Annotated in this window: 36 protein-coding genes; 2 read left to right on the forward strand and 34 right to left on the reverse strand. The window is 35.9% G+C overall.

Annotated features, from left to right (window positions below; translation table 11 throughout):
• Positions 1–8: 8 nt before the first annotated feature.
• From CGC49_RS03215 to CGC49_RS03235, 5 genes are all read right to left on the reverse strand, one after another.
• The gene (locus CGC49_RS03215) at positions 9–2531 is read right to left on the reverse strand and encodes a DUF5686 family protein (RefSeq protein WP_095911835.1); all 2523 of its coding nucleotides are present in this window, start codon (positions 2529–2531) and stop codon (positions 9–11) included.
• A gap of 71 nt (positions 2532–2602) precedes the next feature.
• Complete coding sequence (locus CGC49_RS03220) at positions 2603–3658, reverse strand: aminoglycoside phosphotransferase family protein (RefSeq protein WP_042344534.1); 1056 nt, start codon at positions 3656–3658, stop codon at positions 2603–2605.
• 216 nt (positions 3659–3874) lie between these two features.
• Positions 3875–4741: a sugar phosphate nucleotidyltransferase gene (locus CGC49_RS03225; protein WP_042009295.1), complete on the reverse strand. Its 867-nt coding sequence runs from the start codon at positions 4739–4741 to the stop codon at positions 3875–3877.
• 148 nt (positions 4742–4889) lie between these two features.
• Positions 4890–5846, reverse strand: coding sequence for a PhoH family protein (locus tag CGC49_RS03230; protein ID WP_042009394.1), 957 nt, complete (start codon positions 5844–5846; stop codon positions 4890–4892).
• A gap of 314 nt (positions 5847–6160) precedes the next feature.
• The gene (locus tag CGC49_RS03235; RefSeq protein ID WP_095911836.1) at positions 6161–6814 is read right to left on the reverse strand and encodes an alpha/beta hydrolase; all 654 of its coding nucleotides are present in this window, start codon (positions 6812–6814) and stop codon (positions 6161–6163) included.
• Positions 6815–6959: 145 nt separating this feature from the next.
• Between CGC49_RS03235 and CGC49_RS03240 the strand changes: the two genes are divergently transcribed.
• Together CGC49_RS03240 and CGC49_RS03245 are read left to right on the forward strand one after the other, a co-directional pair.
• Positions 6960–7244, forward strand: coding sequence for a GNAT family N-acetyltransferase (locus CGC49_RS03240; RefSeq protein WP_052458372.1), 285 nt, complete (start codon positions 6960–6962; stop codon positions 7242–7244).
• Between the two features lie 15 nt (positions 7245–7259).
• Positions 7260–8213, forward strand: coding sequence for a glycosyltransferase family 2 protein (locus CGC49_RS03245; protein WP_042344532.1), 954 nt, complete (start codon positions 7260–7262; stop codon positions 8211–8213).
• A 97-nt stretch (positions 8214–8310) separates the two neighbouring features.
• On the opposite strand, the gene rplQ is transcribed toward CGC49_RS03245, so the two are convergent.
• The 29 genes from rplQ to rpsJ form a co-directional block, all read right to left on the reverse strand.
• Positions 8311–8781, reverse strand: coding sequence for a 50S ribosomal protein L17 (gene rplQ / locus CGC49_RS03250; RefSeq protein WP_042009299.1), 471 nt, complete (start codon positions 8779–8781; stop codon positions 8311–8313).
• Positions 8782–8810: 29 nt separating this feature from the next.
• Complete coding sequence (locus CGC49_RS03255; protein WP_042009301.1) at positions 8811–9803, reverse strand: DNA-directed RNA polymerase subunit alpha; 993 nt, start codon at positions 9801–9803, stop codon at positions 8811–8813.
• A 22-nt stretch (positions 9804–9825) separates the two neighbouring features.
• Complete coding sequence (gene rpsD, locus CGC49_RS03260) at positions 9826–10431, reverse strand: 30S ribosomal protein S4 (RefSeq protein WP_095911837.1); 606 nt, start codon at positions 10429–10431, stop codon at positions 9826–9828.
• Between the two features lie 87 nt (positions 10432–10518).
• Positions 10519–10920: a 30S ribosomal protein S11 gene (gene rpsK / locus CGC49_RS03265; protein WP_042009305.1), complete on the reverse strand. Its 402-nt coding sequence runs from the start codon at positions 10918–10920 to the stop codon at positions 10519–10521.
• 12 nt (positions 10921–10932) lie between these two features.
• Positions 10933–11307 (reverse strand): 30S ribosomal protein S13, encoded by a 375-nt coding sequence (gene rpsM / locus CGC49_RS03270; RefSeq protein ID WP_042009307.1) that lies wholly within the window; start codon positions 11305–11307, stop codon positions 10933–10935.
• Positions 11308–11309: 2 nt separating this feature from the next.
• On the reverse strand, positions 11310–11426 hold the full coding sequence (gene ykgO / locus CGC49_RS03275) for a type B 50S ribosomal protein L36 (RefSeq protein ID WP_041913510.1): 117 nt from the start codon (positions 11424–11426) through the stop codon (positions 11310–11312).
• 238 nt (positions 11427–11664) lie between these two features.
• The gene (gene infA / locus CGC49_RS03285; protein ID WP_041987579.1) at positions 11665–11880 is read right to left on the reverse strand and encodes a translation initiation factor IF-1; all 216 of its coding nucleotides are present in this window, start codon (positions 11878–11880) and stop codon (positions 11665–11667) included.
• A gap of 9 nt (positions 11881–11889) precedes the next feature.
• On the reverse strand, positions 11890–13233 hold the full coding sequence (secY, locus tag CGC49_RS03290) for a preprotein translocase subunit SecY (protein ID WP_082021483.1): 1344 nt from the start codon (positions 13231–13233) through the stop codon (positions 11890–11892).
• 11 nt (positions 13234–13244) lie between these two features.
• Positions 13245–13697 (reverse strand): 50S ribosomal protein L15, encoded by a 453-nt coding sequence (rplO, locus tag CGC49_RS03295; RefSeq protein ID WP_042009312.1) that lies wholly within the window; start codon positions 13695–13697, stop codon positions 13245–13247.
• Positions 13698–13714: 17 nt separating this feature from the next.
• A complete protein-coding gene (gene rpmD / locus CGC49_RS03300; protein ID WP_042009314.1) occupies positions 13715–13897 on the reverse strand; it encodes a 50S ribosomal protein L30 in 183 nt (60 codons plus the stop codon).
• A 10-nt stretch (positions 13898–13907) separates the two neighbouring features.
• Positions 13908–14432 carry a 30S ribosomal protein S5 gene (rpsE, locus tag CGC49_RS03305; protein WP_042344528.1) on the reverse strand — a complete coding sequence of 175 codons (525 nt, stop codon included), beginning with the start codon at positions 14430–14432 and terminating at the stop codon, positions 13908–13910.
• Positions 14433–14437: 5 nt separating this feature from the next.
• On the reverse strand, positions 14438–14794 hold the full coding sequence (gene rplR, locus CGC49_RS03310) for a 50S ribosomal protein L18 (protein ID WP_042009319.1): 357 nt from the start codon (positions 14792–14794) through the stop codon (positions 14438–14440).
• An 11-nt stretch (positions 14795–14805) separates the two neighbouring features.
• The gene (gene rplF, locus CGC49_RS03315) at positions 14806–15348 is read right to left on the reverse strand and encodes a 50S ribosomal protein L6 (protein ID WP_042009320.1); all 543 of its coding nucleotides are present in this window, start codon (positions 15346–15348) and stop codon (positions 14806–14808) included.
• 18 nt (positions 15349–15366) lie between these two features.
• On the reverse strand, positions 15367–15765 hold the full coding sequence (gene rpsH, locus CGC49_RS03320; protein WP_042009321.1) for a 30S ribosomal protein S8: 399 nt from the start codon (positions 15763–15765) through the stop codon (positions 15367–15369).
• 20 nt (positions 15766–15785) lie between these two features.
• Complete coding sequence (rpsN, locus tag CGC49_RS03325; RefSeq protein WP_042009322.1) at positions 15786–16055, reverse strand: 30S ribosomal protein S14; 270 nt, start codon at positions 16053–16055, stop codon at positions 15786–15788.
• A gap of 3 nt (positions 16056–16058) precedes the next feature.
• The gene (gene rplE / locus CGC49_RS03330; RefSeq protein WP_042009323.1) at positions 16059–16610 is read right to left on the reverse strand and encodes a 50S ribosomal protein L5; all 552 of its coding nucleotides are present in this window, start codon (positions 16608–16610) and stop codon (positions 16059–16061) included.
• 2 nt (positions 16611–16612) lie between these two features.
• On the reverse strand, positions 16613–16924 hold the full coding sequence (rplX, locus tag CGC49_RS03335; RefSeq protein ID WP_042009325.1) for a 50S ribosomal protein L24: 312 nt from the start codon (positions 16922–16924) through the stop codon (positions 16613–16615).
• Positions 16925–16942: 18 nt separating this feature from the next.
• A complete protein-coding gene (rplN, locus tag CGC49_RS03340) occupies positions 16943–17311 on the reverse strand; it encodes a 50S ribosomal protein L14 (protein WP_002675043.1) in 369 nt (122 codons plus the stop codon).
• Positions 17312–17313: 2 nt separating this feature from the next.
• A complete protein-coding gene (gene rpsQ, locus CGC49_RS03345) occupies positions 17314–17571 on the reverse strand; it encodes a 30S ribosomal protein S17 (protein ID WP_042009326.1) in 258 nt (85 codons plus the stop codon).
• A 14-nt stretch (positions 17572–17585) separates the two neighbouring features.
• Positions 17586–17777 (reverse strand): 50S ribosomal protein L29, encoded by a 192-nt coding sequence (gene rpmC, locus CGC49_RS03350; RefSeq protein WP_042009328.1) that lies wholly within the window; start codon positions 17775–17777, stop codon positions 17586–17588.
• 10 nt (positions 17778–17787) lie between these two features.
• Positions 17788–18207, reverse strand: a complete 420-nt coding sequence (gene rplP, locus CGC49_RS03355) for a 50S ribosomal protein L16 (RefSeq protein WP_042009330.1) — start codon at positions 18205–18207, stop codon at positions 17788–17790.
• Positions 18208–18227: 20 nt separating this feature from the next.
• Positions 18228–18968 (reverse strand): 30S ribosomal protein S3, encoded by a 741-nt coding sequence (rpsC, locus tag CGC49_RS03360; RefSeq protein WP_042009332.1) that lies wholly within the window; start codon positions 18966–18968, stop codon positions 18228–18230.
• An 8-nt stretch (positions 18969–18976) separates the two neighbouring features.
• Entirely contained in the window at positions 18977–19387 is a 411-nt protein-coding gene (rplV, locus tag CGC49_RS03365; protein ID WP_042009335.1) for a 50S ribosomal protein L22, read from the reverse strand.
• 9 nt (positions 19388–19396) lie between these two features.
• Positions 19397–19675, reverse strand: coding sequence for a 30S ribosomal protein S19 (gene rpsS, locus CGC49_RS03370; protein WP_042009337.1), 279 nt, complete (start codon positions 19673–19675; stop codon positions 19397–19399).
• 11 nt (positions 19676–19686) lie between these two features.
• Positions 19687–20514 carry a 50S ribosomal protein L2 gene (gene rplB / locus CGC49_RS03375; RefSeq protein ID WP_095911839.1) on the reverse strand — a complete coding sequence of 276 codons (828 nt, stop codon included), beginning with the start codon at positions 20512–20514 and terminating at the stop codon, positions 19687–19689.
• A 24-nt stretch (positions 20515–20538) separates the two neighbouring features.
• Positions 20539–20829 carry a 50S ribosomal protein L23 gene (gene rplW, locus CGC49_RS03380; protein WP_042009341.1) on the reverse strand — a complete coding sequence of 97 codons (291 nt, stop codon included), beginning with the start codon at positions 20827–20829 and terminating at the stop codon, positions 20539–20541.
• A 6-nt stretch (positions 20830–20835) separates the two neighbouring features.
• Positions 20836–21465, reverse strand: a complete 630-nt coding sequence (gene rplD, locus CGC49_RS03385; RefSeq protein ID WP_095911840.1) for a 50S ribosomal protein L4 — start codon at positions 21463–21465, stop codon at positions 20836–20838.
• Positions 21465–22082 (reverse strand): 50S ribosomal protein L3, encoded by a 618-nt coding sequence (gene rplC, locus CGC49_RS03390; protein WP_042009346.1) that lies wholly within the window; start codon positions 22080–22082, stop codon positions 21465–21467. Before rplC ends, rplD begins: the two co-directional genes overlap by 1 nt.
• 164 nt (positions 22083–22246) lie before the next feature.
• Complete coding sequence (gene rpsJ, locus CGC49_RS03395; RefSeq protein ID WP_042009348.1) at positions 22247–22555, reverse strand: 30S ribosomal protein S10; 309 nt, start codon at positions 22553–22555, stop codon at positions 22247–22249.
• Positions 22556–22559: the final 4 nt, after the last annotated feature.

A 22559-nucleotide genomic window follows, 5' to 3' on the forward strand; every position in this document is an offset into this window, starting at 1 on the left:
TGCTGACATTAAAAATTAGGCATGACACTAAAACGAATGCCAAACTTGGGATTCCGAGTACCGTTAACATCATTAAAATCACCACGCCATATAAAATCTAAACGAAACGGGCGAATATTTCCAAAACCTATATTTTCAATACCAAAACCGTATTCCCAATACAATTTTTCAGGCGTATTGTATATTAGATTCGTTTGGTGAGCATCTCTATTTTGCTGACTTATAGTACCATAAGCAAAACGAGCAAATAATAAACTTCGTAATTTTGTTTTGTCAACAAGTGGAATTTTATTCAAAATAAACCCGTTAAAATGATGCTCAAAATAACCATTAAGATAGGTATCATTTATAAAATCATAATAATCTAACAACGCAAACGACTGAGGTATAATCGAATAGGCTTGATTGGCAGGCGTTGGTGTCAAAATAGTCAACGGTACGGTACCAAAAATTTTCCCTGCCTCAAAAGTTGTGTTCAGCATTCCTAAATTCCAAACAGTAATAGGTTTTTTGATTAAAACCTGTACTTTATCATAGTCAAATTGGCTTCCTAAAGCTCCTGATGCTCCTTTAGTATATTTTAACACGTAAGTATCATGTATTTTCTCTCCATAACGTTGCTCCACCCCATAGCCAAAGACGTTTCTTCCTGGGGTAAATTTGATATTCAACCCTGTGTTGAAATCGGTATAATTGGTATATGTTTGATTATTCTTCAAATCGCGAAAGGCTATGAAAAAATGTTCAGGATCGGCAGATTGTGAGTGCTGATATACTCCAAAAACACTAACTTCAATGTTTTTTAACGGCACATACGTTATAGCCGCTGATGTCTTTTGATTTCTGGTCAAAAAATAGTTTTCTCCTCGATTAATAATGGCGTTACTTCCTCTTCGGAATGTGAAATTACCATCATCGTGAATCAAATAGTTTCCTAATTGCAAATAGTCATCCTGATAAGCACCTCCAAACGTCACTCGAGGTTCCTCCGAAAGTAAATATTTAGCACTTAATCCATACTTAAACCGCTTATCTCCAATGCCATAAGCTCCGTAAAAATAAGAGCGAAAACGATCTTCAATTGAATTAAATGTTCTAAAGCCTAATCTAAGTCGATGCTTTTCAACATCGTTTGATTCGTACACCTGCCAATATGTACCGAATTGCAGTCCTTTACCCAAAGGGATTGAATTTAACGATACATACCCTGTACCTATAATATCTGCAAGTGTAGTAATTAATTTAACTTTCGGATTATCAGCCACTTCCTTAATCAACCGAGTTGTTTTAGAAATATTTGCCGACTTTACGGTTGCTTGTTGCCAATATGTATCCCCTTTAACAAATTGATCCCTATATTTTTGAACTATTTTTTGTTCATAAAAAAGAGTCGATTTTGGTTGATTCAGGACCACATCAGAGTATCCTATGGTATTACGAATGTACAAGCCTTTCTCTTCTATGTCCTTAGAAAGAATCGTAAAATCAGCTTCTTGAATTTCTTTTTCAAGATAATAAATACTATCATTTTCAATGGTAAAATGCTTTTCGAAAAACAATCCCCGCACCATATTCAAATTGGTTTTGGGAGTAGTTTTCATCTCTATACTTTTGATAATAAAAGTTTTAGTATCCACAATAAAATTTCCTTCCAAAGCCAAATCAGCATCTATTTTTGGAAAAAAATAAATGCGATAGAAATTTCGATTCTCTTCTACTAAAGTATCTTTTAAAACATAGTGATACGTCCCGTAGCCATATTCCGAGAGAGGGCTTACAAATGGGCGATTTAAAATCAAATATGAATTTTCGTAGATATCAAATTCATCAAATGCCTTGGTGATTCGCTCTAAACCATAACCATTTTGAGCTACTCCTTGTGAGCGTTCTGCTTCTGTATCAACTCGTTGTTTATTGATTTGGTTGTTACCGTAGACCTTTTGTACGTTTTCTTTAATATAAATCGGCATTGAAAAAAAGCCCCTGTTTTTTCGTTCCATAAGAGTTTGTTCAAACTCAGCATAATCATTTCCTAAAACCTTTTTTAGGAAAATCGTATCTAATTGATTGATACCCAACTCTGAGACACTATGTTTCTTATACTCATATGCCTGTGAATTTTTAAGTCCTTTTTTACTCTTATTTTTCCAAATACCTTGTAGAACTGTGTAGGCTGGATTTTCTTTTTTCGAAAGTGACTTCGTTGGTTTTCCTACTACAACAACCTCTTCAAGCTCTTCTCCTTCAGTAAGTTCTATAATAAGATTTTTTGTGATTTTATGTTGTAATCGTATTTTTTTAGATGTGAACCCTAAGGAAGAAACTTCAATATAATTATGGTTTTTCTCTGAGTATAAGGAGAATTTTCCTGAAGCATCCGACACTACTCCTTTCGTAGAATTCACAAAAATGATATTCGCAAAAGGAAGTGGTTTTCCTTGATCATCAATAACTTTACCTGAAACTTGAGTTTGGGAATAAATATAAATGGGAAGAATGGTTAATAGGAGTACAAAAATATTTCTTATCATAAAAAAAACTGTCTGAACCAAGTTGCAAATGTACACTTTTTTCAGACAGTTTTTACCTTTTATTGTTTATTTTATTTAAACCATTTATCAACAACTGCTCTCAATGCAGGTTCTTTATCTTCTAAACGTTGTAATAGAACAAATTGGTTTCTTGCTCTAACAAAATTTTCTTCGGGGAATGAAGTTTTGAAATAAATGTCATTATTAAAATAATCCGTAAGGAAACGTACTCCGATAATAAAAATCATATATTTAGCACCATCCAAAACCATACGTTTTTCGGTCTCTGTCATTACGTCTTTCATCACTGAAAATCCTTTACAAATGGCTTCAAAGAAAGTTTCATTGAACACAATTTTTGAATCATCAGGTTCATTTTCATTAGTAGGACTCACAGAGGTACGCACCATATCTCCAAAGTCATACAATAAAATTCCTTGCATTACTGTATCCAAGTCAATAACTTTGAAATCGTTCGGATTATCCTTGTGAATCAATACATTATTTATTTTTGTATCGTTATGAGTAACACGAATAGGGATGCGTTTTTCATCCACAGCTTTCTGTACTTCATCAAATATTACCTTGTGCGACTTTGCAAAATCATAGAGATGTTGTGCCTTTTCGATGCGTTCGGACTTCGCCTGTGCAAAAGCATCTTCTAATTGTTGAAAACGCTTCATCCCGTTATGAAAATCAGGAATAGTATCCTCCAATCTTGAAGTATCTATCTTTTCAAATGTTTTGATAAACGTTGCATAAGCCGATGCAGCTTTCTCAGCCTGCCATGCTTCTTTAACAAATTCGTATGCCACATAATTCTTCGCAAACGGAACCGCACGCCACAAAGCATTGTCTGCTTCTACCGAAAAACCTCCCGTTTTGACTGGTAACATATTCAAAATAATAGTGTTATCAGCAACAGTTTCCCAAAGCAATTCAATATTTTTGATGATTGCATGTGGTTTTTTGAATACATTGGTATTAATTCCCTGAAGTACATACTCTTGTTCAGTAGTTTTCACTAAAAAAGTATAATTGATGTGCCCATTTCCAAAAGGCTCAACGGAAACGATATCTCCTTTAAAATCAAACAAAGGAGCAATTCTTTCAGCTGTATTTTTCATTTTATTTTATATTTTTAATTGGTAAATCAAATGTATATGAAGATTTTTGCGTATAACAAAAAAATCTATGTAAATTCGACATTCAGAGATTGTAACACTAGTTGAGAGTTAAAAAAAATCTCTAATTTTAGCAAAATGGAATAAACTCCTTATCTCAATAAGTCAAAATCTCGTGAAACCTTCACAGTTGAGCAAATAAGAAATTTGATTCCTTAATTAGAAATTCTCTGGATATCCTCCTGCTACAGTCAAATTTTTAATTTCTTCTCGTACTTTCAATAAATCTTCGCGGTAGGTCATTCCAAACCAAGCATCGTTATTAGGCAATACTTCCAAAGTATACCCTTCTTTTTCAATAGCATGTTGTACCACTAACGGAATGAAAAACTCTGCTTTTGGATTTTCTTTATTAGCTTCTACAAATTCAGCAAATAATTTCTGTGCCATTGGAAAAATTTCTGGTGTGAATCCCCAAAAATTCATTGAAACGAACGTTCCTAAAGGATATTTTTCGCCTGTTTCTTCATCAATAGCCATATTTTCGTCAATTTTTCTGAGTTTCGTAGCCTCAACTATCGATTGCAGATGATTATTTTCATTCACATTACAAACTCCTCTTGAAACTGTCCCATTTTCGCTCAATGTGTTTTTCAACAAATAACCTGCTGAATAAAAAGTTTTTTCTTTACCTGATTTTAAGGCTTTTACCATGTATGAAAACGCATCTTTTCCGTAATAATCATCAGCATTCATAATCAAAAACGGATTCTTAACCACGTCTTTTACGCAGAGCATTGCATGTCCTGTACCCCAAGGTTTTTGACGCACAATGCCTTCTGGATTTTGTAAATCTTGATATACGAAGGAAACAGGCAACCCTTTGAAACGATTTTCTAAATGTTTTTTAGTAAGCTCTTCAATCTGGGTTCTAATAATCAAAACTACGTCCGAAAACCCCGCTTCAATCGCATCATAAATCCCATAATCAAACAAAGCATTTCCGTTATGAATTTCCTCTAATTGTTTGTCGGAACCAAAGCGACTCCCCAAACCTGCCGCTAAAATTACTAATGTTGTATTCATATTTTTATGTAATATATTTATGTTTTATATTATTTTTCAATTATTTAGCTCTTAAGGTGCAGAAAAATTTATGTTACACGTTGTGAAATAACATTCTGAATTTTAATATCTAAATGTTCTGATGTCATTTACTGAATCGCACTTACGTTTATTCTATATTTTCAATACTTTTGTACGCCTCAATAATATTTCGTACTAACGGATGTCGAACCACGTCTTTATCATCCAAATGTAACATACCAATCCCCTTGACATTTTTCAGAATCAACAAAGCCTCTTTCAGCCCTGAAGATACCTTTCGAGGTAGATCAATTTGACCCGGGTCACCCGTAATCATAAACTTAGCATTACGCCCCATACGTGTGAGGAACATTTTCATTTGAGCATGGGTAGTATTCTGAGCCTCATCCAAAATCACAAAAGCGTTATCAAGCGTACGCCCACGCATAAACGCCAAGGGAGCAATTTCTATTACCCCTGATTCAATAAAACCACTAAGTTTTTCATAAGGAATCATATCACGCAAAGCATCATAAAGAGGTTGCATATACGGATCAAGCTTCTCTTTCAAATCCCCTGGAAGAAACCCTAAATTTTCCCCTGCTTCCACTGCAGGTCGGGTAAGAATAATTCGTTTTACTTGCTTTTCTTTCAGTGCTTTAACTGCAAGTGCTACACCTACATAGGTCTTTCCTGTTCCTGCGGGGCCCACAGCGAAAACCATATCATTCTTTTTCATCAACTCTACCAACTTGAATTGATTTTTGGTCTGCGGACGAATAACCTTCCCTCCCACTCCATGGACAATCACGTCGGTTTCCTTCTGATTTATTGTTTCTATAGGCTCAGTATCATCAGCATTGCAAATACTATCAATGCTACGTTCATCCAATCGGTTGTATTTACTGAAATACGCCTGCAATAATTCTATTTTTTTGGCAAAATCTTTTAACAAGTTTTCCTCTCCAAAAGCTAAAATTTTATTACCTCTGGCTACAATCTTCAATTTCGGAAAACAAGATTTTATCTTTTTAATATTTACCTCATCTTCGCCGAAGAACTGCTGTGGATGAATATCGGTTAGTTCTAAAACAAGTTCATTCAAAATATAAGAAGTTTTTTTGATTAATGAATTAAATTCGAGTTTTTCTAATCTCGAAACATTGTGCAAGTTTACTATTTTTTTTGAAGATTTGCAAGAAAAAAAGGGTTATTTTCACAGATTTTTAAAACTACAGCAGAATAATAGAATATTTCTAAACACAAACCAACTGTGAAATACCGTTGATACTATGAAACAAAATATACAAAACTTCCCTACAAAAAATATTCTTCCATAATAATAAACATCCTAAAACAAAGCGTTTACTATTCCTTTTATCTCAGCAAAATTGAAGTAGAAATGGTATACGGAAATTATTACAACAGATTCGAAAAATTCTCATTAAACCATTTGTAACGATTAATAACCATAATATGTGTGCCATTTTTTACTACAATAGCATCAGAAATATATTTCATTGGAAAAACTGCATCTTTATCTCCGTGGATATGAATTGTGTTCGGTAAAGGCTCTGTTTGCTCCCAATTTACAATTTTATCAATGCTCCAGTCCAAATAAGAGATTGATCGCATCCCAATGTACTTTTCATAAAGTTCTATACGCTTTGTAATGGAATCAATAAAAGAAAATTGCTTCCAATATTCCAATGAATTAACTAAACCAACGGGCAACAATTTATGCAAATTTGTATAACGTGCCAATAGCATTTTTTTAGGCAGTTCATATTTAGTTTTTACACTTGAAACTACGATAATTTTTTCATAATCAATAATTTTAGCGATTTCCTGTACAATAATTCCTCCGAACGAAACCCCCAATAAAGTAGGTTTCGGATGTGTAATTTGCTGAGCCAAACGAAAAGCATATTCCGAAAGAGATTCCTCCTCAATCGGTAAAATCCAGTCCAATAAATGAGTTTCATAATTCGATGGAAATTCAAGAAATTCAAAAATTTTAGGACTTGCTGCCATTCCTGGCATTAGATAAATATGCTTTTTGTTTTTTTCCATTCTAAATTAAATTTTATTTTGTAACTTTGTGCCGAAGTTGGCTTTTTGTTTTTTTTTCAGGACGTAAAAATACTATTTTTTTTTACCAAAATCAAAAACAACATTGACACTTCATTAATCACTAATCATACGAATTAAAATAAATATGATTGAAATTATTGACAGCGAATTTTCTCGCCAGTTTCAAACAAAAGTTAACAATGAAACCGCCTTCATTGAATACTCGGTGCAAGACATCAAGATTTTTTTAACAAGAATATATATTCCTGAAAATGCTGAAGCCACTTTTTTTGATGACTTCATGAAAAAAGTACTCGAAAACATAGCCGAACGCCGATTAAAAGTAGTTCCAACTTGCTCAAAAGCGGTTTCCTTTTTCAGAAAAAACAAAGAATATCAAGGAATGCTTTCCGTAGGAATTCGTGTTTAAGTAATCTGTGTCTGTATGAATCAAACTCCAAACATATCAATTGTTATTCCCCTCTTAAATGAACAAGAATCATTGCCTGAATTACATCAATGGATTCGTCGGACAATGATTTCTTACGAATTTTCTTACGAAATTCTTTTTATAGATGATGGGAGTACCGACCACTCGTGGCAGATCATCAAAGACATAAAATCCCAAGACCCTTGTGTTGTTGGTATTCGTTTCCTCAAAAATTACGGAAAATCACAGGCTTTGAACATCGGATTCAAAAAAGCAAAAGGCGATGTAGTCATAACAATGGACGCTGACTTACAAGACAGCCCCGATGAAATTCCCGAATTATATCAAATGATTAAAGTCGATGGATTTGATTTAGTTTCAGGTTGGAAGAAAAAACGATATGACTCAAAATTAACTAAAAATCTACCTTCTAAATTATTCAATTGGGCAGCACGAAAAACATCAGGGCTAAAGCTCCACGATTTCAATTGCGGACTGAAAGCCTACCGAAATGAAGTAGTTAAAAATATTGATGTAAACGGCGAAATGCACCGCTATATTCCTGTACTAGCAAAAAATGCTGGATTCAAAAAAATAACTGAAAAAGTTGTTATCCATCAAGCAAGAAAATACGGGCAAACAAAATTCGGAATGAACCGATTCATCAACGGATTTCTGGATTTAATTACTATCAGTTTTATTTCCCACTTTGGTAAGAGACCAATGCACTTTTTTGGTGCTTTAGGAGTTTTAATGTTCTTTATTGGTTTTTTATTTGCTTTCTACCTAGGAGTAGACAAACTGTTCATAAACCCTAGCAACCGACTCATTGCTAACAGACCTGAATTTTACATGGCATTAACAACAATGATTATTGGAACCCAATTCTTTGTTGCAGGATTTTTAGGCGAAATTATCCTACGTAACAAACGCAAAGAAAAACGCTACAAAGTAAAAGAACGAATTTAAGCCCTGTATCTTATCATATCCAAAACGCTTAAAACATTCAAATACGAAACAAGCCATCTAAAAAATTAGATGGCTTGTTTTTTCTTTACACTTTTAACTACTCTTCAGTTGCAGTAGTTTCAGTCTCAGAAGCTGAAGTTGTCTCAGCTTTTTTTCTACTACGACGCGTAGATTTCTTTTTAGCTGCTGATTTTTCTACGTTGTACGTAGTGTTATAATCAACGAACTCAATCAATGCCATTTCAGCATTATCTCCCAAACGATTTCCCAACTTGATAATACGAGTATATCCTCCTGGTCTATCGCCCACCTTTACTGAAACCTCTTTAAATAACTCAGTAACAGCATATTTATTTCTCAATCTACTAAAAGCAATACGACGATTATGCGTTGTATCTTCTTTTGATTTTGTAACTAATGGCTCAACAAATAATTTCAAAGCTTTTGCCTTTGCCAAAGTAGTGTTTATTCTCTTATGCTCAATCAACGAACAAGCCATATTTGCCAACATAGCCTCTCTATGAGCAGTTTTTCTTCCTAAATGATTAATTTTATTTCCGTGTCTCATTTTTCCTTAATTAAATACGCAAAAGCGGGTTAATCTTTATCTAATTTATATTTTGACAAATCCATACCGAAAGTTAAATTCTTATTGGCAACTAATTCATCAAGTTCTGTAAGTGATTTTTTACCAAAGTTTCTAAATTTCATCAAATCAACTTTGTTGAATGAAACCAAATCACCCAAAGTTTCAACTTCTGCCGCTTTCAAACAATTCAACGCACGTACCGACAAGTCCATATCAACCAATTTGGTTTTCAATAACTGACGCATATGCAATGACTCCTCATCGTATGATTCTGTTTGAGCTATTTCATCTGACTCCAAAGTAATTCTCTCATCAGAGAATAACATGAAGTGGTGAATCAACGTTTTAGCAGCTTCCGTCAAGGCTTGTTTAGGATGAATCGACCCATCTGTTTTGATTTCGAAAACCAACTTTTCGTAGTCAGTTTTTTGCTCTACACGATAGTTTTCAACCGAATATTTCACATTTTTGATTGGAGTAAAAATAGCATCGGTCATGATAACTCCAACAGCTGTGTTCTGATTTAGATGCTCCTCAGCTGGAACGTATCCTCTACCCTTTTCAATAGTAATTTCCATATTGAAAGTTACAGAAGACTCCATATTACAAATTACTAAATCCGTGTTTAGTACTTGAAATCCAGAAAGATATTTTTGAAAATCACCCGCAGTCAACTGTTTCTTACCTGAAACGGCAATAGTTACCGTTTCGTTTTCTATATCTTCAATTTGTCTCTTGAAACGTACCTGTTTCAAATTTAAGATGATTTCGGTTACATCTTCCACTACACCTGAAATCGTAGAAAATTCATGTCCTACTTTATCAAATTTTACAGAAGTAATTGCGAAACCTTCTAATGAAGAATACATAACTCTCCGCAATGCGTTACCTATTGTTAAACCATATCCTGGTTCCAAAGGACGAAATTCAAATCGTCCTTCGAAATCAGATGATTCAATCATTATAACTTTATCGGGTTTTTGAAAGTTGAATAATGCCATAATTTGACTGCTGTCTTATTTATTATTTAGAGTACAACTCTACGATTAACTGTTCTTTAATATTTTCAGGAATCTGAATACGTTGAGGCACGGCAACAAATGTACCCTCTAATTTTTCAGTGTTCCAAGTTATCCACTCATAAACAGCCCTACTTGCTGATAATGAGTTTTCAATAACGCTCAAAGATTTTGATTTCTCACGAACACCAACCACATCACCTGGTTTTAAAGAATAAGACGGAATATTAACAATATCTCCGTTTACCGTGATATGACGATGCGAAACCAACTGACGTGCAGCACTGCGTGTAGGGGCAATTCCCATACGATAAACTACGTTATCCAAACGTGATTCACACAACTGCAACAGCACCTCACCTGTGACGTGCTTACTTCTTTTTGCTTTTTCATACAAATTACGGAATTGTTTCTCTAAAATACCGTACGTATATTTAGCTTTTTGTTTTTCTTGCAACTGAATAGCATATTCAGAGCGTTTTGCTCTACGACGAGCAATCCCGTGTTGCCCTGGTGGATAGTTCTTTTTCTCAAAAGATTTATCATCGCCAAAGATGGCTTCACCAAATTTACGAGCTATTTTTGTTTTTGGTCCTGTATATCTTGCCATTTTTTCTTATTTCTAATAAAAGGGGATTATGAATTAAGGCATTCCTTCGATAATCAAAAAACCCTTCGTTATTTAATAATAAATTAATTAAACTCTACGTCTCTTTGGTGGACGACAACCATTGTGAGGTAATGGAGTAACATCAATAATTTCAGTTACTTCAATTCCAGCATTGTGGATAGTTCTGATAGCGGATTCTCTACCATTTCCTGGTCCTTTTACATATACCTTTACTTTCTTCAAACCTGCATCAAAAGCCACTTTCGAAGCATCCTCTGCTGCCACTTGCGCTGCGTAAGGCGTATTCTTTTTAGACCCTCTAAAGCCCATCTTACCTGCTGATGACCAAGCAATTACGTCTCCTTTTTTATTCGTAAGAGAAATTATCACATTGTTGAAAGTTGCGGAAACGTGTGCTTCACCAACCGATTCTACAACAACCTTTCTCTTCTTAGAAACTTTTGCGTTTTTTGCATTTGATTTTGCCATACTAACTACTTATTATTTAGTTGCTTTTTTCTTATTCGCAACAGTTTTTCTTTTACCTTTTCTTGTACGAGAGTTGTTCTTCGTTTTTTGACCACGCAAAGGCAACCCTATTCTGTGACGGATTCCACGATAGCATCCAATATCCATCAAACGTTTGATGTTCAACTGAATCTCTGAACGCAACTCTCCTTCAATTTTATAAGAAGCTACGACCTCACGAATGTTACTGATTTCATCATCATTCCATTCGTTTACTTTTTTGTCTTCATTTACTTGAGCCTTTTCTAAAATTTCTTTAGCTCTACTTTTTCCGATACCAAAAATATAGGTTAGTCCAATAACCCCACGTTTGTTTTTTGGTAAATCAATACCTGCAATTCTTGCCATAATTATCCTTGTCTTTGTTTAAATTTAGGATTCTTTTTGTTAATTACGTACAATCTCCCTTTACGACGCACAATGATGCACTCGGGACTTCTTTTTTTAATTGATGCTCTAACTTTCATTTCCTTTTGTTTATATCATAGAGTTTGCAAAACTACAAAATATTTTGAATTTATATGTGTTTTTTTATATAAATACCACTTTTATTTTTATAAAATCAAAACAGACAAAGCTTAAAAACCAATTAACATTTGATTTTCAACACCTTACTTCTTTACAAAACTTTGACAAAGCCTTGAAACTTTGTCAAAGTTTTTTATTTTTCTATAAAATATGGAATTTATTACCAGATAATCCCTCTTAATAGCGATATGTGATTCGAGCTTTTGTTAGGTCATACGGACTCATTTCAAGTTTCACCTTATCCCCTGGAAGCAATTTGATGTAATGCATACGCATCTTTCCCGAGATATGAGCAATCACTACGTGTCCGTTGTCTAATTCTACTCGGAACATTGCATTGGACAACGCCTCAACAATAGTTCCATCTTGTTCAATTGCTGCCTGTTTAGCCATATATCAAAATTAAGCCTTTCTATTTTTACCTGTTTTCATCAAACCATCGTAGTGACGATTCAACAAATATGAATTTACTTGTTGTACCGTATCAATGGCAACCCCTACCAAAATCAGTAACGATGTACCTCCGTAAAACAACGCCCAAGAATCTTGCATTCCAATAACCTTCAATAAAGCTGGGAAAATCGCTATTAAGGCTAAGAAAATGGAACCAGGCAATGTAATCAATGACATGATTTTGTCAAGATAATCTCCTGTCTCTTTTCCGGGACGAATACCAGGAATAAAGCCTCCACTACGTTTCAAATCATCAGCCATTTTATTGGTTGGCACCGTAATGGCAGTATAAAAATAGGTGAACAATATAATCATTGTTGCAAACAACAAATTATACCAGAAGCCAAACATATTACTGAATGCCTGTTGAACGCTTAATGCAGTTTCTGATTTAGACAAACCTGCAACAGCAGCTGGAATAAACATCAACGCTTGAGCAAAGATGATTGGCATTACCCCTGAAGCATTCAACTTCAAAGGAATATACTGACGTGCACCAAATATGTTTTTCTCAGCTACAGTTCCTCCATCAGCAGTTCTTCTTGCGTATTGAACTGGAATTTGACGAGTTGCTTTAATCAAATAAATACAAAGCAAGATAATGACAAACCAAATAATGATTTCAATCAAAATCATCATCAAGCCTCCATTTGATTGGGCCACACGAGCATCAAACTCAGCAGCAAATGCCTGTGGAAGACGTGCAATAATCCCGACCATGATGAGCAACGAAATACCGTTGCCAATTCCCTTGTCAGTGATTTTCTCCCCTAACCACATCGCAAAAACAGTTCCTGTTACTAATATTAGCACCGCTGGAATCATAAAATCAAGACCTTTTCCTAGAATAAAAGCACTGTCAGGAACGCCCAATTGTCCAATACCATAAAGATAAACAGGAGCTTGAACAACACATATTGCAATGGTAAGCCATCGAGTGATTTGGTTTATCTTTCTTCTACCACTTTCCCCCTCCTTTTGCAGTTTTTGAAGGTATGGAATTGCGATCCCCATCAATTGAACAACAATCGAAGCCGAGATATATGGCATAATACCTAACGCAAAAACTGAGGCGTTAGCAAAAGCTCCCCCAGTAAACGCATTTAAGATATCAAGCAAGCCGCCTCCCGAGGTACGCGTTGCCAACTCATGTAATTGAGCGGAATCAACCCCCGGAAGAACGATATGTGCTCCGAAACGATAAACTAACAAAATTCCAAGAGTTAAGATAATTCGATTTTTTAACTCTTCTATTTTCCAAATATTGGTTAGGTTCTCGATAAACTTCATAATAATTCGATACATTACAAGGTTACAGCCTCACCTCCAACAGCCTCAACTGCTGATTTGGCACTTGCTGTAAACTTATGAACAGATATTTTTAATTTTGCTTTTAATTCTCCTCCACCCAAGATTTTAACTAAATCCGATTTCTTAACTATGTGGAGTTGAACTAAGGTTTCCATATTAACTGTATCAGTAATTTTTCCTGAATCAACCAAGTCTTGCAATTGTCCTAAGTTAATTCCTACATACTCTTTACGGTTAATATTTTTGAAACCGAATTTTGGTACGCGTCTTTGCAAAGGCATTTGCCCTCCTTCGAAACCAATCTTTTTAGAATAGCCTGAACGAGATTTCGCTCCTTTGTGTCCACGTGTAGCAGTACCTCCTTTACCGGAACCTTGCCCACGACCAACGCGCTTCCCTTCTCTGTGAATTGAACCTTCTGCAGGTTGTAAATTACTCAAGTTCATAACTTTGTATAAAAATATTATTTAACTTCTTCAACAGAAATTAAGTGTTTTACTTTATTAATCATACCAAGGATACTTGGTGTAGCTTCATGCTCAACCGCTTTTCCTATCTTACCTAAACCAAGAGCCTCCAAAGTTAATTTTTGGTCTTTTGGACGCTTGATACTACTTTTTACTTGTGTTACTATAACTTTTGCCATTGTTCCAATATTAACCTTTAAACAATTTTTCTAAAGAAATTCCACGTTGAGCAGCAATTGTTTTTGCTGAACGCAACTGCAATAGTGCGTCAAAAGTAGCCTTCACCACGTTGTGAGGGTTCGATGAACCTTGTGATTTTGAAAGTACGTTGTGAACTCCAACTGCCTCCAAAACGGCACGTACAGCTCCCCCAGCAATTACTCCAGTACCTTCAGTTGCAGGTTGCAAATAAACACGAGCTCCTCCGTACTTACCTTTTTGCTCATGAGGCAATGTTGTTCCGTTCAAAGGAATACGAACCAAATTCTTTTTTGCATCTTCAACTGCTTTAGCAATTGCTTCAGCAACTTCTTTTGATTTTCCTAATCCGTGACCAACAACTCCATTTTCATCACCTACTACAACGATAGCAGAGAAACCGAATGCACGTCCTCCTTTTGTTACTTTAGTAACACGTTGAACTCCTACCAAATGGTCTTTTAATTCAAGACCACTTGGTTTTACATATTCTACATTTTTATATTTCTGATACATAGTTTTTAGAATTTAAGTCCGCCTTCTCTTGCTCCTTCAGCTAATGATTTCACTCGCCCGTGGTAAAGATAACCTCCTCTGTCGAAAGCGATTTTCTCAATACCTTGTTTCAAAGCTTTTTCCGCAATAGCCTTTCCAACCAATGCTGCTTTTTCAGTTTTAGTTGCTTTTGCAGCACTAATTTCTTTATCTCTTGAAGATGCAGCCACTAAAGTAGTCCCTTTGGTATCGTCCACTATTTGAGCATAAATTTCATTGTTACTTCTGAAAACAGCCAAACGAGGTTGCTCTGCAGTACCACTAACAACTTTTCTGATTCTGCTTTTAATACGTTGTCTTCTTTCTAATTTTGATAATGCCATTGTTCTAACTATTAAGCTGATTTACCTGCTTTTCTTCTCAACACTTCACCAACAAACTTAACACCTTTTCCTTTGTAAGGTTCAGGTTTACGGAAACTGCGGATTTTAGCCGCTACTTGTCCCACCAATTGTTTGTCATGAGAAGTTAATTTAATGATTGGATTTTTACCTTTCTCATTCACAGTCTCAAGTTTTACCTCTTGCGGTAACTCTAAAATAATGTTATGAGAAAAACCTAATGCTAAATCCAATTTTTGACCTTGGTTTGAAGCACGGTATCCAACTCCTACTAATTCTAATTCTTTAGTGAACCCTTCTGAAACACCAACAACCATATTGTTTAACAAAGCTCTGTACAAACCATGTTTTGCATTTTGGTCTTTAGTTTCAGCTGTTTTTTCTAACACTAATTGTCCATCTTCTTGCTTAACAGCAATGTCTTTAACCTCTTGGGTCAATTCGCCTAACTTTCCTTTTACGGTAACAACAGCTCCGTTGATAGTTACTGTAACTCCCGCAGGAATTTTGATGGGTGCTTTACCTATTCTTGACATTTTTTTGTCTTTTATTTATTAGTAAACATAACAAATTACTTCTCCGCCGATGTTCAGTTCTTTGGCTTTTTTACCTGTCATCACCCCTTGTGAGGTTGAGATAACAGCAATCCCCAAACCGTTTAACACGCGAGGAAGATTATCAGCTCCAGCATATTTTCTCAATCCTGGTCTACTTGCTCTTTCAATGTGCTTAATGACAGGCTCTTTCGTTACTTTGTCATATTTTAAAGCTATTTTGATAGTACCTTGAACAGTATCATCTTCAAACTTATAACTTAAAATATACCCCTGATCAAATAAGATTTTGGTAATCTCTTTTTTCAAATTAGAAGCAGGGATTTCAACGACTCTATGCCTTGCATTATTCGCATTTCTAATTCTTGTTAAATAATCTGCAATAGGATCTGTATACATATTCTTTGTCCTTTTAATTATTACCAACTTGCTTTTTTAACGCCCGGAATTAATCCTTTATTAGCCATCTCACGGAACAATACACGCGAAATACCAAACGTACGCATATAACCTTTCGGTCTTCCTGTTAATTTACAACGATTGTGCAAACGTACAGGAGAAGCGTTTTTAGGTAGCTTTTGTAACGCATCGTAATCACCTGCTTCTTTCAAAGCCTGACGTTTTGCTGCATATTTAGCTACCAATTTTTGTCTCTTAACCTCACGGGCTTTCATTGATTCTTTAGCCATATACTAGTTCTTTTTAAAAGGTAATCCTAATTCGCTTAATAATGATTTTGCTTCCTTATCCGTGTTAGCAGAAGTTACGAAGGTGATATCCATACCTGCAATTTTATTAATCTTATCGATATCAATTTCAGGGAAAATAATTTGCTCAGTAACACCCAAGTTGTAATTTCCTCTACCATCAAATCCAGTCGCACTGATTCCTTGGAAATCTCTCACTCGTGGCAAAGCCGCTGTGATTAATCTATCCAAAAACTCATACATTCTCTCACCTCTTAAAGTTACTCTAGCACCGATTGCCATTCCTTTACGAAGTTTGAAAGAAGCTACGTCCTTTTTAGAATAGGTTGCAACTGCCTTTTGACCTGTAATTTTTGTCAATTCGTCTACTGCATAATCGATTTGTTTTTTATCGGCAACAGCTGAACCAACTCCACGGCTCACAACTATTTTTTCAAGTTTAGGAACCTGCATTACATTCTTATAGCCAAATTCTTCTTTAAGAGCCGCGATAATGCGCTCTTTATATTCTTGTTTTAGTCTAGGTACGTACGCCATAACTATATTACTTCATTAGATTTTTTAGAAATTCGCACTTTTTTACCGTCTCTAACCTCAAATCCAACGCGTGTTGGTTGTTTCGTTTTAGCATCAATTAGAGCCAAGTTTGAAATGTGAATAAAAGCCTCTTTTTTAACGATTCCTCCTTGAGGATTTTGAGCATTCGGTTTTGTGTGTTTAGACACTAAATTTACTCCCTCAACAATCGCTTTATTTTTCTCGCGATCAACACGTAGCACTTTGCCTTCTGACCCTTTATGGTCACCAGCCATTACTCGTACTGTGTCTCCTGTTTTAATTTTTAGTTTCATCACTTATTTTATTAAAAATTAAAGCACTTCAGGTGCTAATGACACAATTTTCATGAATTGTTTATCACGAAGCTCTCTCGCAACAGGACCGAAAACACGCGTCCCTCTCATCTCACCCGCTGCGTTCAAAAGAACACAAGCGTTTTCGTCAAAACGTATGTAAGAGCCATCAGCACGACGTACTTCCTTTTTAGTTCTTACCACAACTGCAGTTGAAACTTGCCCTTTTTTTACGTTTCCGTTTGGAGTTGCCTCTTTAACGGTAACCACAATCTTATCACCTACTGAAGCATAGCGACGTTTCGTTCCTCCTAAAACACGGATAGTCAACACTTCTTTCGCTCCTGTATTGTCGGCTACTTTTAATCTCGATTCTTGCTGTACCATAATTACTTCGCTCTTTCAATGATTTCTACTAATCTCCAACATTTAGTTTTACTTAGTGGACGTGTTTCCATGATCTTCACTGTATCACCAATGTTGCACTCATTTTTCTCATCGTGTGCTACATATTTTTTTGTACGCAACACGAACTTACCATACATAGGGTGCTTCACTCGCTTCACTTCGGAAACTACGATGGTTTTCTCCATTTTGTTGCTACTAACAACCCCTATTCTTTCTTTTCTTAAATTTCTTTTCTCCATAAGGCAGCATAGAATTATTGTAATTCTCTTTTTGTAAGCTCACACGCTAAACGAGCAACGGTTCTTCTTACTTGACGTAATTGAATTGGTTTCTCAATTGGTTGAATGGCGTGAGCCATTTTCAAATCTGCATACGATTTTTTATATTCACCAAGCTTCTCTTGTAGCTCAGCTATTGTCAATTTTTTAATTTCAGACTGTTTCATTGCTCTTTAATTAATCTTGATAATCTCTTGCTACAACAAATTTTGTTCTTACAGGCAATTTTTGTGCAGCCAGACGCAAGGCTTCCTTGGCTACTGACAAAGGCACACCACCTACTTCAAACATAATTCTTCCCGGTTTCACAACAGCTGCCCAATATTCTACGGCACCTTTACCTTTACCCATACGTACCTCTAAAGGCTTCTTAGTGATTGGTTTATCTGGGAAAATTTTAATCCATAACTGACCTTCACGTTTCATAAAACGAGTTGCTGCAATACGAGCTGACTCAATTTGGCGTGAAGTGATGAAAGCTGAGTCTAATGATTTAATCCCAAACGTACCGTTTGAAAGTAAAGTTCCACGATGTGAAACTCCTTTCATTCTGCCTTTTTGTACTCTACGATATTTCGTTCTTTTTGGCTGTAACATTTCTTTACTTCTTTAAAAAATTACTTTTTACGACGAGCTTTTTTTGGAGCCCCTGAAGGCTTTTCTGTCGTAGATTTTCCAGTTCCTCCTGTAGTTTTCTTAGTCATTCCCACTAAAGGAGAAAGCTCTCTTTTTCCATAAACTTCACCTTTCATGATCCACACTTTAATTCCCATACGTCCATAGGTTGTGTGAGCCTCATCAAGAGCGTAATCTATGTCAGCTCTGAAGGTCGATAACGGAATTCTTCCTTCTTTATAACTTTCAGAACGTGCCATCTCTGCACCATTCAAACGACCTGAAATCATCACTTTAATTCCTTCGGCATTCATACGCATTGCAGCCGCAATCGCCATTTTAATAGCTCTACGGTATGAAACACGCCCTTCAATTTGACGAGCGATACCTGCAGCAACCAAATTAGCGTCTAATTCTGGTCTTTTGATTTCAAAAATGTTAATCTGAATGTCTTTACCACCCGTAATTTTTTTCAATTCTTCTTTCAACTTGTCTACCTCTTGACCGCCCTTTCCAATGATAATTCCTGGACGAGCCGTAGTGATAGTAACGGTTACAAGTTTCAAGGTTCTCTCAATAATTACACGCGAAACACTAGCCTTCGATAAACGAGTCTGTACATACTTTCTGATTTTGTCATCTTCAGCAAGTTTGTCTCCGTAGTCATTACCTCCGTACCAGTTAGACTCCCATCCTCTGATAATTCCAAGGCGATTTCCGATTGGATTTGTCTTTTGTCCCATAGTTTATCTTAGCTTTCTGTGTTATAATTTTTAGCTCCTAACACGATAGTCACGTGATTTGAGCGCTTTCTAATTCTGTTTGCTCTTCCCTGTGGAGCTGTTCTCAATCTTTTGAGCATTGTACCACCATCCACACGAACTTCTTGAACGAATAATCCTGCATCTTCCAAATCAGCATCCTCGTTTTTAGCTTGCCAGTTAGCTATCGCTGACAAAAGCAATTTCTCTAAACGAGAGGCAGCCTCTTTTTGGTTAAATTTCAAAATAGCAAGGGCTTTATCTACTTGTTGACCACGAATAATATCCGCTACTAAACGCATTTTTCGTGGCGAAGTAGGGCAGTTATTCAACTTTGCAAAAGCCAAGCTCTTTTTAGCTTCTTTAATTTGTATTGCTTTTTCTCTTTTACGAACTCCCATAGCCTTCTATTATTTTTTACCTTTATTTTTTGCACCAGCATGTCCTCTAAACGAACGAGTTGGTGAAAATTCGCCTAACTTATGTCCTACCATATTCTCAGTTACATAAACTGGAACAAACTGACGACCATTGTGAACTGCTATTGTTTGACCAACAAAATCAGGAGTTATCATAGACGCTCTTGACCAAGTTTTAATAACAGTCTTTTTTCCTGACTCAATGTTCTGTTGGATTTTTTTCTCCAAACTATAGTGAACATAAGGTCCTTTCTTTAATGAACGTGCCATTTCTTAGTGTTTTATTTTTTTCTACGTTCTACAATATACTTATTACTTGCTTTGGTTTTAGAACGAGTTCTGTAACCTTTAGCTGGGATACCTTTTCTTGATCTTGGGTGTCCTCCGGTAGCTCTACCTTCACCACCACCCATTGGGTGATCAACTGGGTTCATTACAACTGGTCTCGTTCTTGGTCTTCTTCCTAACCAACGTGAGCGACCTGCCTTACCAGAAACAATCAACTGGTGATCTGAGTTAGAAACAGCTCCGATTGTTGCTAAACAAGTCAACAAAATCATACGAGTTTCACCTGAAGGCAATTTAACAGTTGCATATCTTCCATCTTTTGCCATCAACTGAGCAAAAGTTCCCGCAGAACGTGCGATGTTTGCTCCTTGTCCTGGACGTAACTCTATACAAGAGATTACAGTTCCTAACGGAATTTGAGATAACGGCATTGCATTTCCAATTTCTGGAGCAACATTACTCATACCTGCAACAATGGTTTGGTCTACTTTTAAACCTGCTGGTGCAATGATGTAACGTTTTTCATCATCGGTGTATTGAACCAACGCAATGAACGCTGTTCTGTTTGGATCGTATTCGATTGAAACTACTTTAGCTTCTACATCAAACTTGTTACGTTTGAAATCGACTAAACGATACTTTTTCTTGTGACCACCACCAATGTAACGCATGGTCATTTTCCCTTGATTGTTTCTACCTCCGGACTTTTTCAACGGAACCAAAAGGCTTTTCTCCGGCTTATCAGTAGTAATGGTGTCAAATTCGTTTACTACTCTAAAACGCTGCCCAGGGGTAATCGGTTTTAATTTTCTAACTGACATTTTTTGTCTATTTATTAAACACTATTATATATTACTATAAAAATCTATAGTCCCTCCTTCTGCCACTTGCACTACCGCTTTTTTAACAGTGTTTGTTTTTCCTACTTGCAAACCTGTTTTTGTGTAGCGAACTTTACGCTTAGGACCGTAATTCAATGTTCGAACCGATGCAACCTCAACTCCATAAGCAGACTCAATAGCTTCTTTAATTTGAATTTTATTCGCATCTTTGGAAACTTCAAAAGTGTAACAGTTTTTTAACTCGCTGTTTGCTGTTGCTTTTTCCGAAATTACTGGCTTAATTAATACGCTCATTTCTTCTTATTTTGTTAAAATTGATTCTAAAACTTCAACAGAACTTTCTAATAACACCACGTTTGCAGCATTAACCACATCGTAAGTATTTAATTCAGAAGCTGTTACAACGCTCGATGTTTTTAAATTTCGAGATGACAAATATACGTTATTATTTGTATCTGGCAACACAAAAAGTGATTTTTTATTCTCTAACCCCAAAGATTTCAGAATATTAGTAAATTCTTTCGTTTTTGGAGTATCAAAATTCAAATCTTCAAGAACCAAAACAGCTTGAGCTTGTGCCTTTGCACTTAGAGCTGAACGACGAGCCAAACGCTTTACATTTTTGGTTAATTTTTGTGTGTAATCTTTAGGTCTTGGACCAAAAATACGTCCTCCACCTACAAACACTGGAGATTTTACACTTCCTGCACGAGCCGTACCTGTACCTTTTTGTTTTTTAATTTTACGAGTACTCCCTGCTACTTCATTTCTTTCTTTTGCCTTATGAGTACCTTGACGTTGATTTGCCAAATAGCGTTTAACATCCAAGTAAATCACATGATTATTAGGCTCTATTCCGAATACAGAATCAGAAAGCACCGCTTTTCTGCCTGTTTCTTTTCCTTGACTATTTAATACTGCTACTTCCATTATTTGTGAATAGTTACGTAAGCATTTTTGTGACCTGGAATACATCCCTTAACAACTAAAAGATTTTTCTCAGCAACCACTTTCAACACTTTCAAGTTTTGTACTGTTACTTTTTCTGCCCCCATTCTTCCTGCCATACGCATTCCTTTGAAAACGCGCGACGGGTAGGATGATGCTCCGATAGAACCCGGTGCTCTTAAACGGTTGTGCTGACCGTGTGTTGATTGACCAACACCTCCAAAACCGTGTCTTCTAACAACCCCTTGGAACCCTTTTCCTTTGGAAATACCTGTCACGTCAACAAATTCTCCTTCTTCAAAAAGATCCACAGTGATAGTGTCACCTAATTTGTACACTCCTTCAAATCCTTGAAATTCGATAACTTTCTTCTTAACAGAAGCTCCTGCTTTTTTGAAATGTCCTAACTCTGCTTTGTTAGCACGATGTTCTGCTTTGTCATCGAAACCAAGTTGAAGAGCCTCATACCCGTCAACCTCTACGGTTCTGACTTGGGTAACTACGCATGGCCCTGCCTCAATGATTGTACAAGGAACATTTTTCCCGTTCTCATCAAATAGACTGGTCATACCTACTTTTTTTCCAATTAACCCAGACATAAATTTAATTTAAAATATTAATTACTATTATTCATAAAATTCAGGGTCAAAAAATGCCTTGGCTTTTCAACCCTGAATCATTTTTTTCCGTTTTTCCCTAACAAACTGTTTCAGGACAAGTTATGAAGTTATTTAACTTCGAATTACGCTCTTGTTAGAAGTTATCAAACTTTGATTTCAACTTCTACTCCACTTGGCAATTCCAATTTCATCAAAGCGTCAATAGTTTTTGATGAAGAGCTATAGATGTCTAAAAGACGTTTGTGAGAGCTCAACTGAAACTGCTCACGTGATTTCTTATTCACGTGGGGAGAACGCAATACAGTAAATATTTTTTTGTGCGTTGGTAATGGAATTGGCCCTGTTACTACCGCTCCTGTTGCTTTTACTGTTTTTACAATCTTCTCAGCTGATTTGTCAACTAAGCTATGATCGTAAGATTTCAATTTTATTCTGATTTTTTGACTGCTCATTTCC

It is taken from the genome of Capnocytophaga sp. H4358 (assembly GCF_002302515.1).
Taxonomy (GTDB): Bacteria; Bacteroidota; Bacteroidia; order Flavobacteriales; family Flavobacteriaceae; genus Capnocytophaga; species Capnocytophaga canis.

Coding starts and splice junctions, on each gene's coding strand:
- rplC (WP_042009346.1), bottom strand. CDS start 22,082: ATGTCTGGGTTAATTGGAAAAAAAGTAGGTATGACCAGTCTATTTGAT.
- CGC49_RS03235 (WP_095911836.1), bottom strand. CDS start 6,814: ATGGAAAAAAACAAAAAGCATATTTATCTAATGCCAGGAATGGCAGCA.
- rplE (WP_042009323.1), bottom strand. CDS start 16,610: ATGGCGTACGTACCTAGACTAAAACAAGAATATAAAGAGCGCATTATC.
- rplX (WP_042009325.1), bottom strand. CDS start 16,924: ATGAAACTAAAAATTAAAACAGGAGACACAGTACGAGTAATGGCTGGT.
- CGC49_RS03245 (WP_042344532.1), top strand. CDS start 7,260: ATGAATCAAACTCCAAACATATCAATTGTTATTCCCCTCTTAAATGAA.
- rplW (WP_042009341.1), bottom strand. CDS start 20,829: ATGAGCGTATTAATTAAGCCAGTAATTTCGGAAAAAGCAACAGCAAAC.
- rplP (WP_042009330.1), bottom strand. CDS start 18,207: ATGTTACAGCCAAAAAGAACGAAATATCGTAGAGTACAAAAAGGCAGA.
- rpsK (WP_042009305.1), bottom strand. CDS start 10,920: ATGGCAAAATCAAATGCAAAAAACGCAAAAGTTTCTAAGAAGAGAAAG.
- rpsM (WP_042009307.1), bottom strand. CDS start 11,307: ATGGCAAGAATTGCAGGTATTGATTTACCAAAAAACAAACGTGGGGTT.
- infA (WP_041987579.1), bottom strand. CDS start 11,880: ATGGCTAAACAGGCAGCAATTGAACAAGATGGAACTATTGTTGAGGCG.
- rpsD (WP_095911837.1), bottom strand. CDS start 10,431: ATGGCAAGATATACAGGACCAAAAACAAAAATAGCTCGTAAATTTGGT.
- rplR (WP_042009319.1), bottom strand. CDS start 14,794: ATGGCATTATCAAAATTAGAAAGAAGACAACGTATTAAAAGCAGAATC.
- rpsS (WP_042009337.1), bottom strand. CDS start 19,675: ATGGCACGTTCATTAAAGAAAGGACCTTATGTTCACTATAGTTTGGAG.
- rpsE (WP_042344528.1), bottom strand. CDS start 14,432: ATGTATCAGAAATATAAAAATGTAGAATATGTAAAACCAAGTGGTCTT.
- rplN (WP_002675043.1), bottom strand. CDS start 17,311: ATGGTACAGCAAGAATCGAGATTAAAAGTAGCCGACAATACAGGAGCG.
- rplV (WP_042009335.1), bottom strand. CDS start 19,387: ATGGGAGTTCGTAAAAGAGAAAAAGCAATACAAATTAAAGAAGCTAAA.
- CGC49_RS03240 (WP_052458372.1), top strand. CDS start 6,960: ATGATTGAAATTATTGACAGCGAATTTTCTCGCCAGTTTCAAACAAAA.
- CGC49_RS03215 (WP_095911835.1), bottom strand. CDS start 2,531: ATGATAAGAAATATTTTTGTACTCCTATTAACCATTCTTCCCATTTAT.
- rplF (WP_042009320.1), bottom strand. CDS start 15,348: ATGTCAAGAATAGGTAAAGCACCCATCAAAATTCCTGCGGGAGTTACA.
- rpmC (WP_042009328.1), bottom strand. CDS start 17,777: ATGAAACAGTCTGAAATTAAAAAATTGACAATAGCTGAGCTACAAGAG.
- rpsQ (WP_042009326.1), bottom strand. CDS start 17,571: ATGGAGAAAAGAAATTTAAGAAAAGAAAGAATAGGGGTTGTTAGTAGC.
- CGC49_RS03225 (WP_042009295.1), bottom strand. CDS start 4,741: ATGAATACAACATTAGTAATTTTAGCGGCAGGTTTGGGGAGTCGCTTT.
- rpsN (WP_042009322.1), bottom strand. CDS start 16,055: ATGGCTAAAGAATCAATGAAAGCCCGTGAGGTTAAGAGACAAAAATTG.
- rplO (WP_042009312.1), bottom strand. CDS start 13,697: ATGAACTTGAGTAATTTACAACCTGCAGAAGGTTCAATTCACAGAGAA.
- rpsJ (WP_042009348.1), bottom strand. CDS start 22,555: ATGAGCAGTCAAAAAATCAGAATAAAATTGAAATCTTACGATCATAGC.
- rplB (WP_095911839.1), bottom strand. CDS start 20,514: ATGTCAGTTAGAAAATTAAAACCGATTACCCCTGGGCAGCGTTTTAGA.
- rplD (WP_095911840.1), bottom strand. CDS start 21,465: ATGGAAGTAGCAGTATTAAATAGTCAAGGAAAAGAAACAGGCAGAAAA.
- rplQ (WP_042009299.1), bottom strand. CDS start 8,781: ATGAGACACGGAAATAAAATTAATCATTTAGGAAGAAAAACTGCTCAT.
- rpmD (WP_042009314.1), bottom strand. CDS start 13,897: ATGGCAAAAGTTATAGTAACACAAGTAAAAAGTAGTATCAAGCGTCCA.
- rpsC (WP_042009332.1), bottom strand. CDS start 18,968: ATGGGACAAAAGACAAATCCAATCGGAAATCGCCTTGGAATTATCAGA.
- ykgO (WP_041913510.1), bottom strand. CDS start 11,426: ATGAAAGTTAGAGCATCAATTAAAAAAAGAAGTCCCGAGTGCATCATT.
- CGC49_RS03255 (WP_042009301.1), bottom strand. CDS start 9,803: ATGGCATTATTCAACTTTCAAAAACCCGATAAAGTTATAATGATTGAA.
- CGC49_RS03220 (WP_042344534.1), bottom strand. CDS start 3,658: ATGAAAAATACAGCTGAAAGAATTGCTCCTTTGTTTGATTTTAAAGGA.
- rpsH (WP_042009321.1), bottom strand. CDS start 15,765: ATGTATACAGATCCTATTGCAGATTATTTAACAAGAATTAGAAATGCG.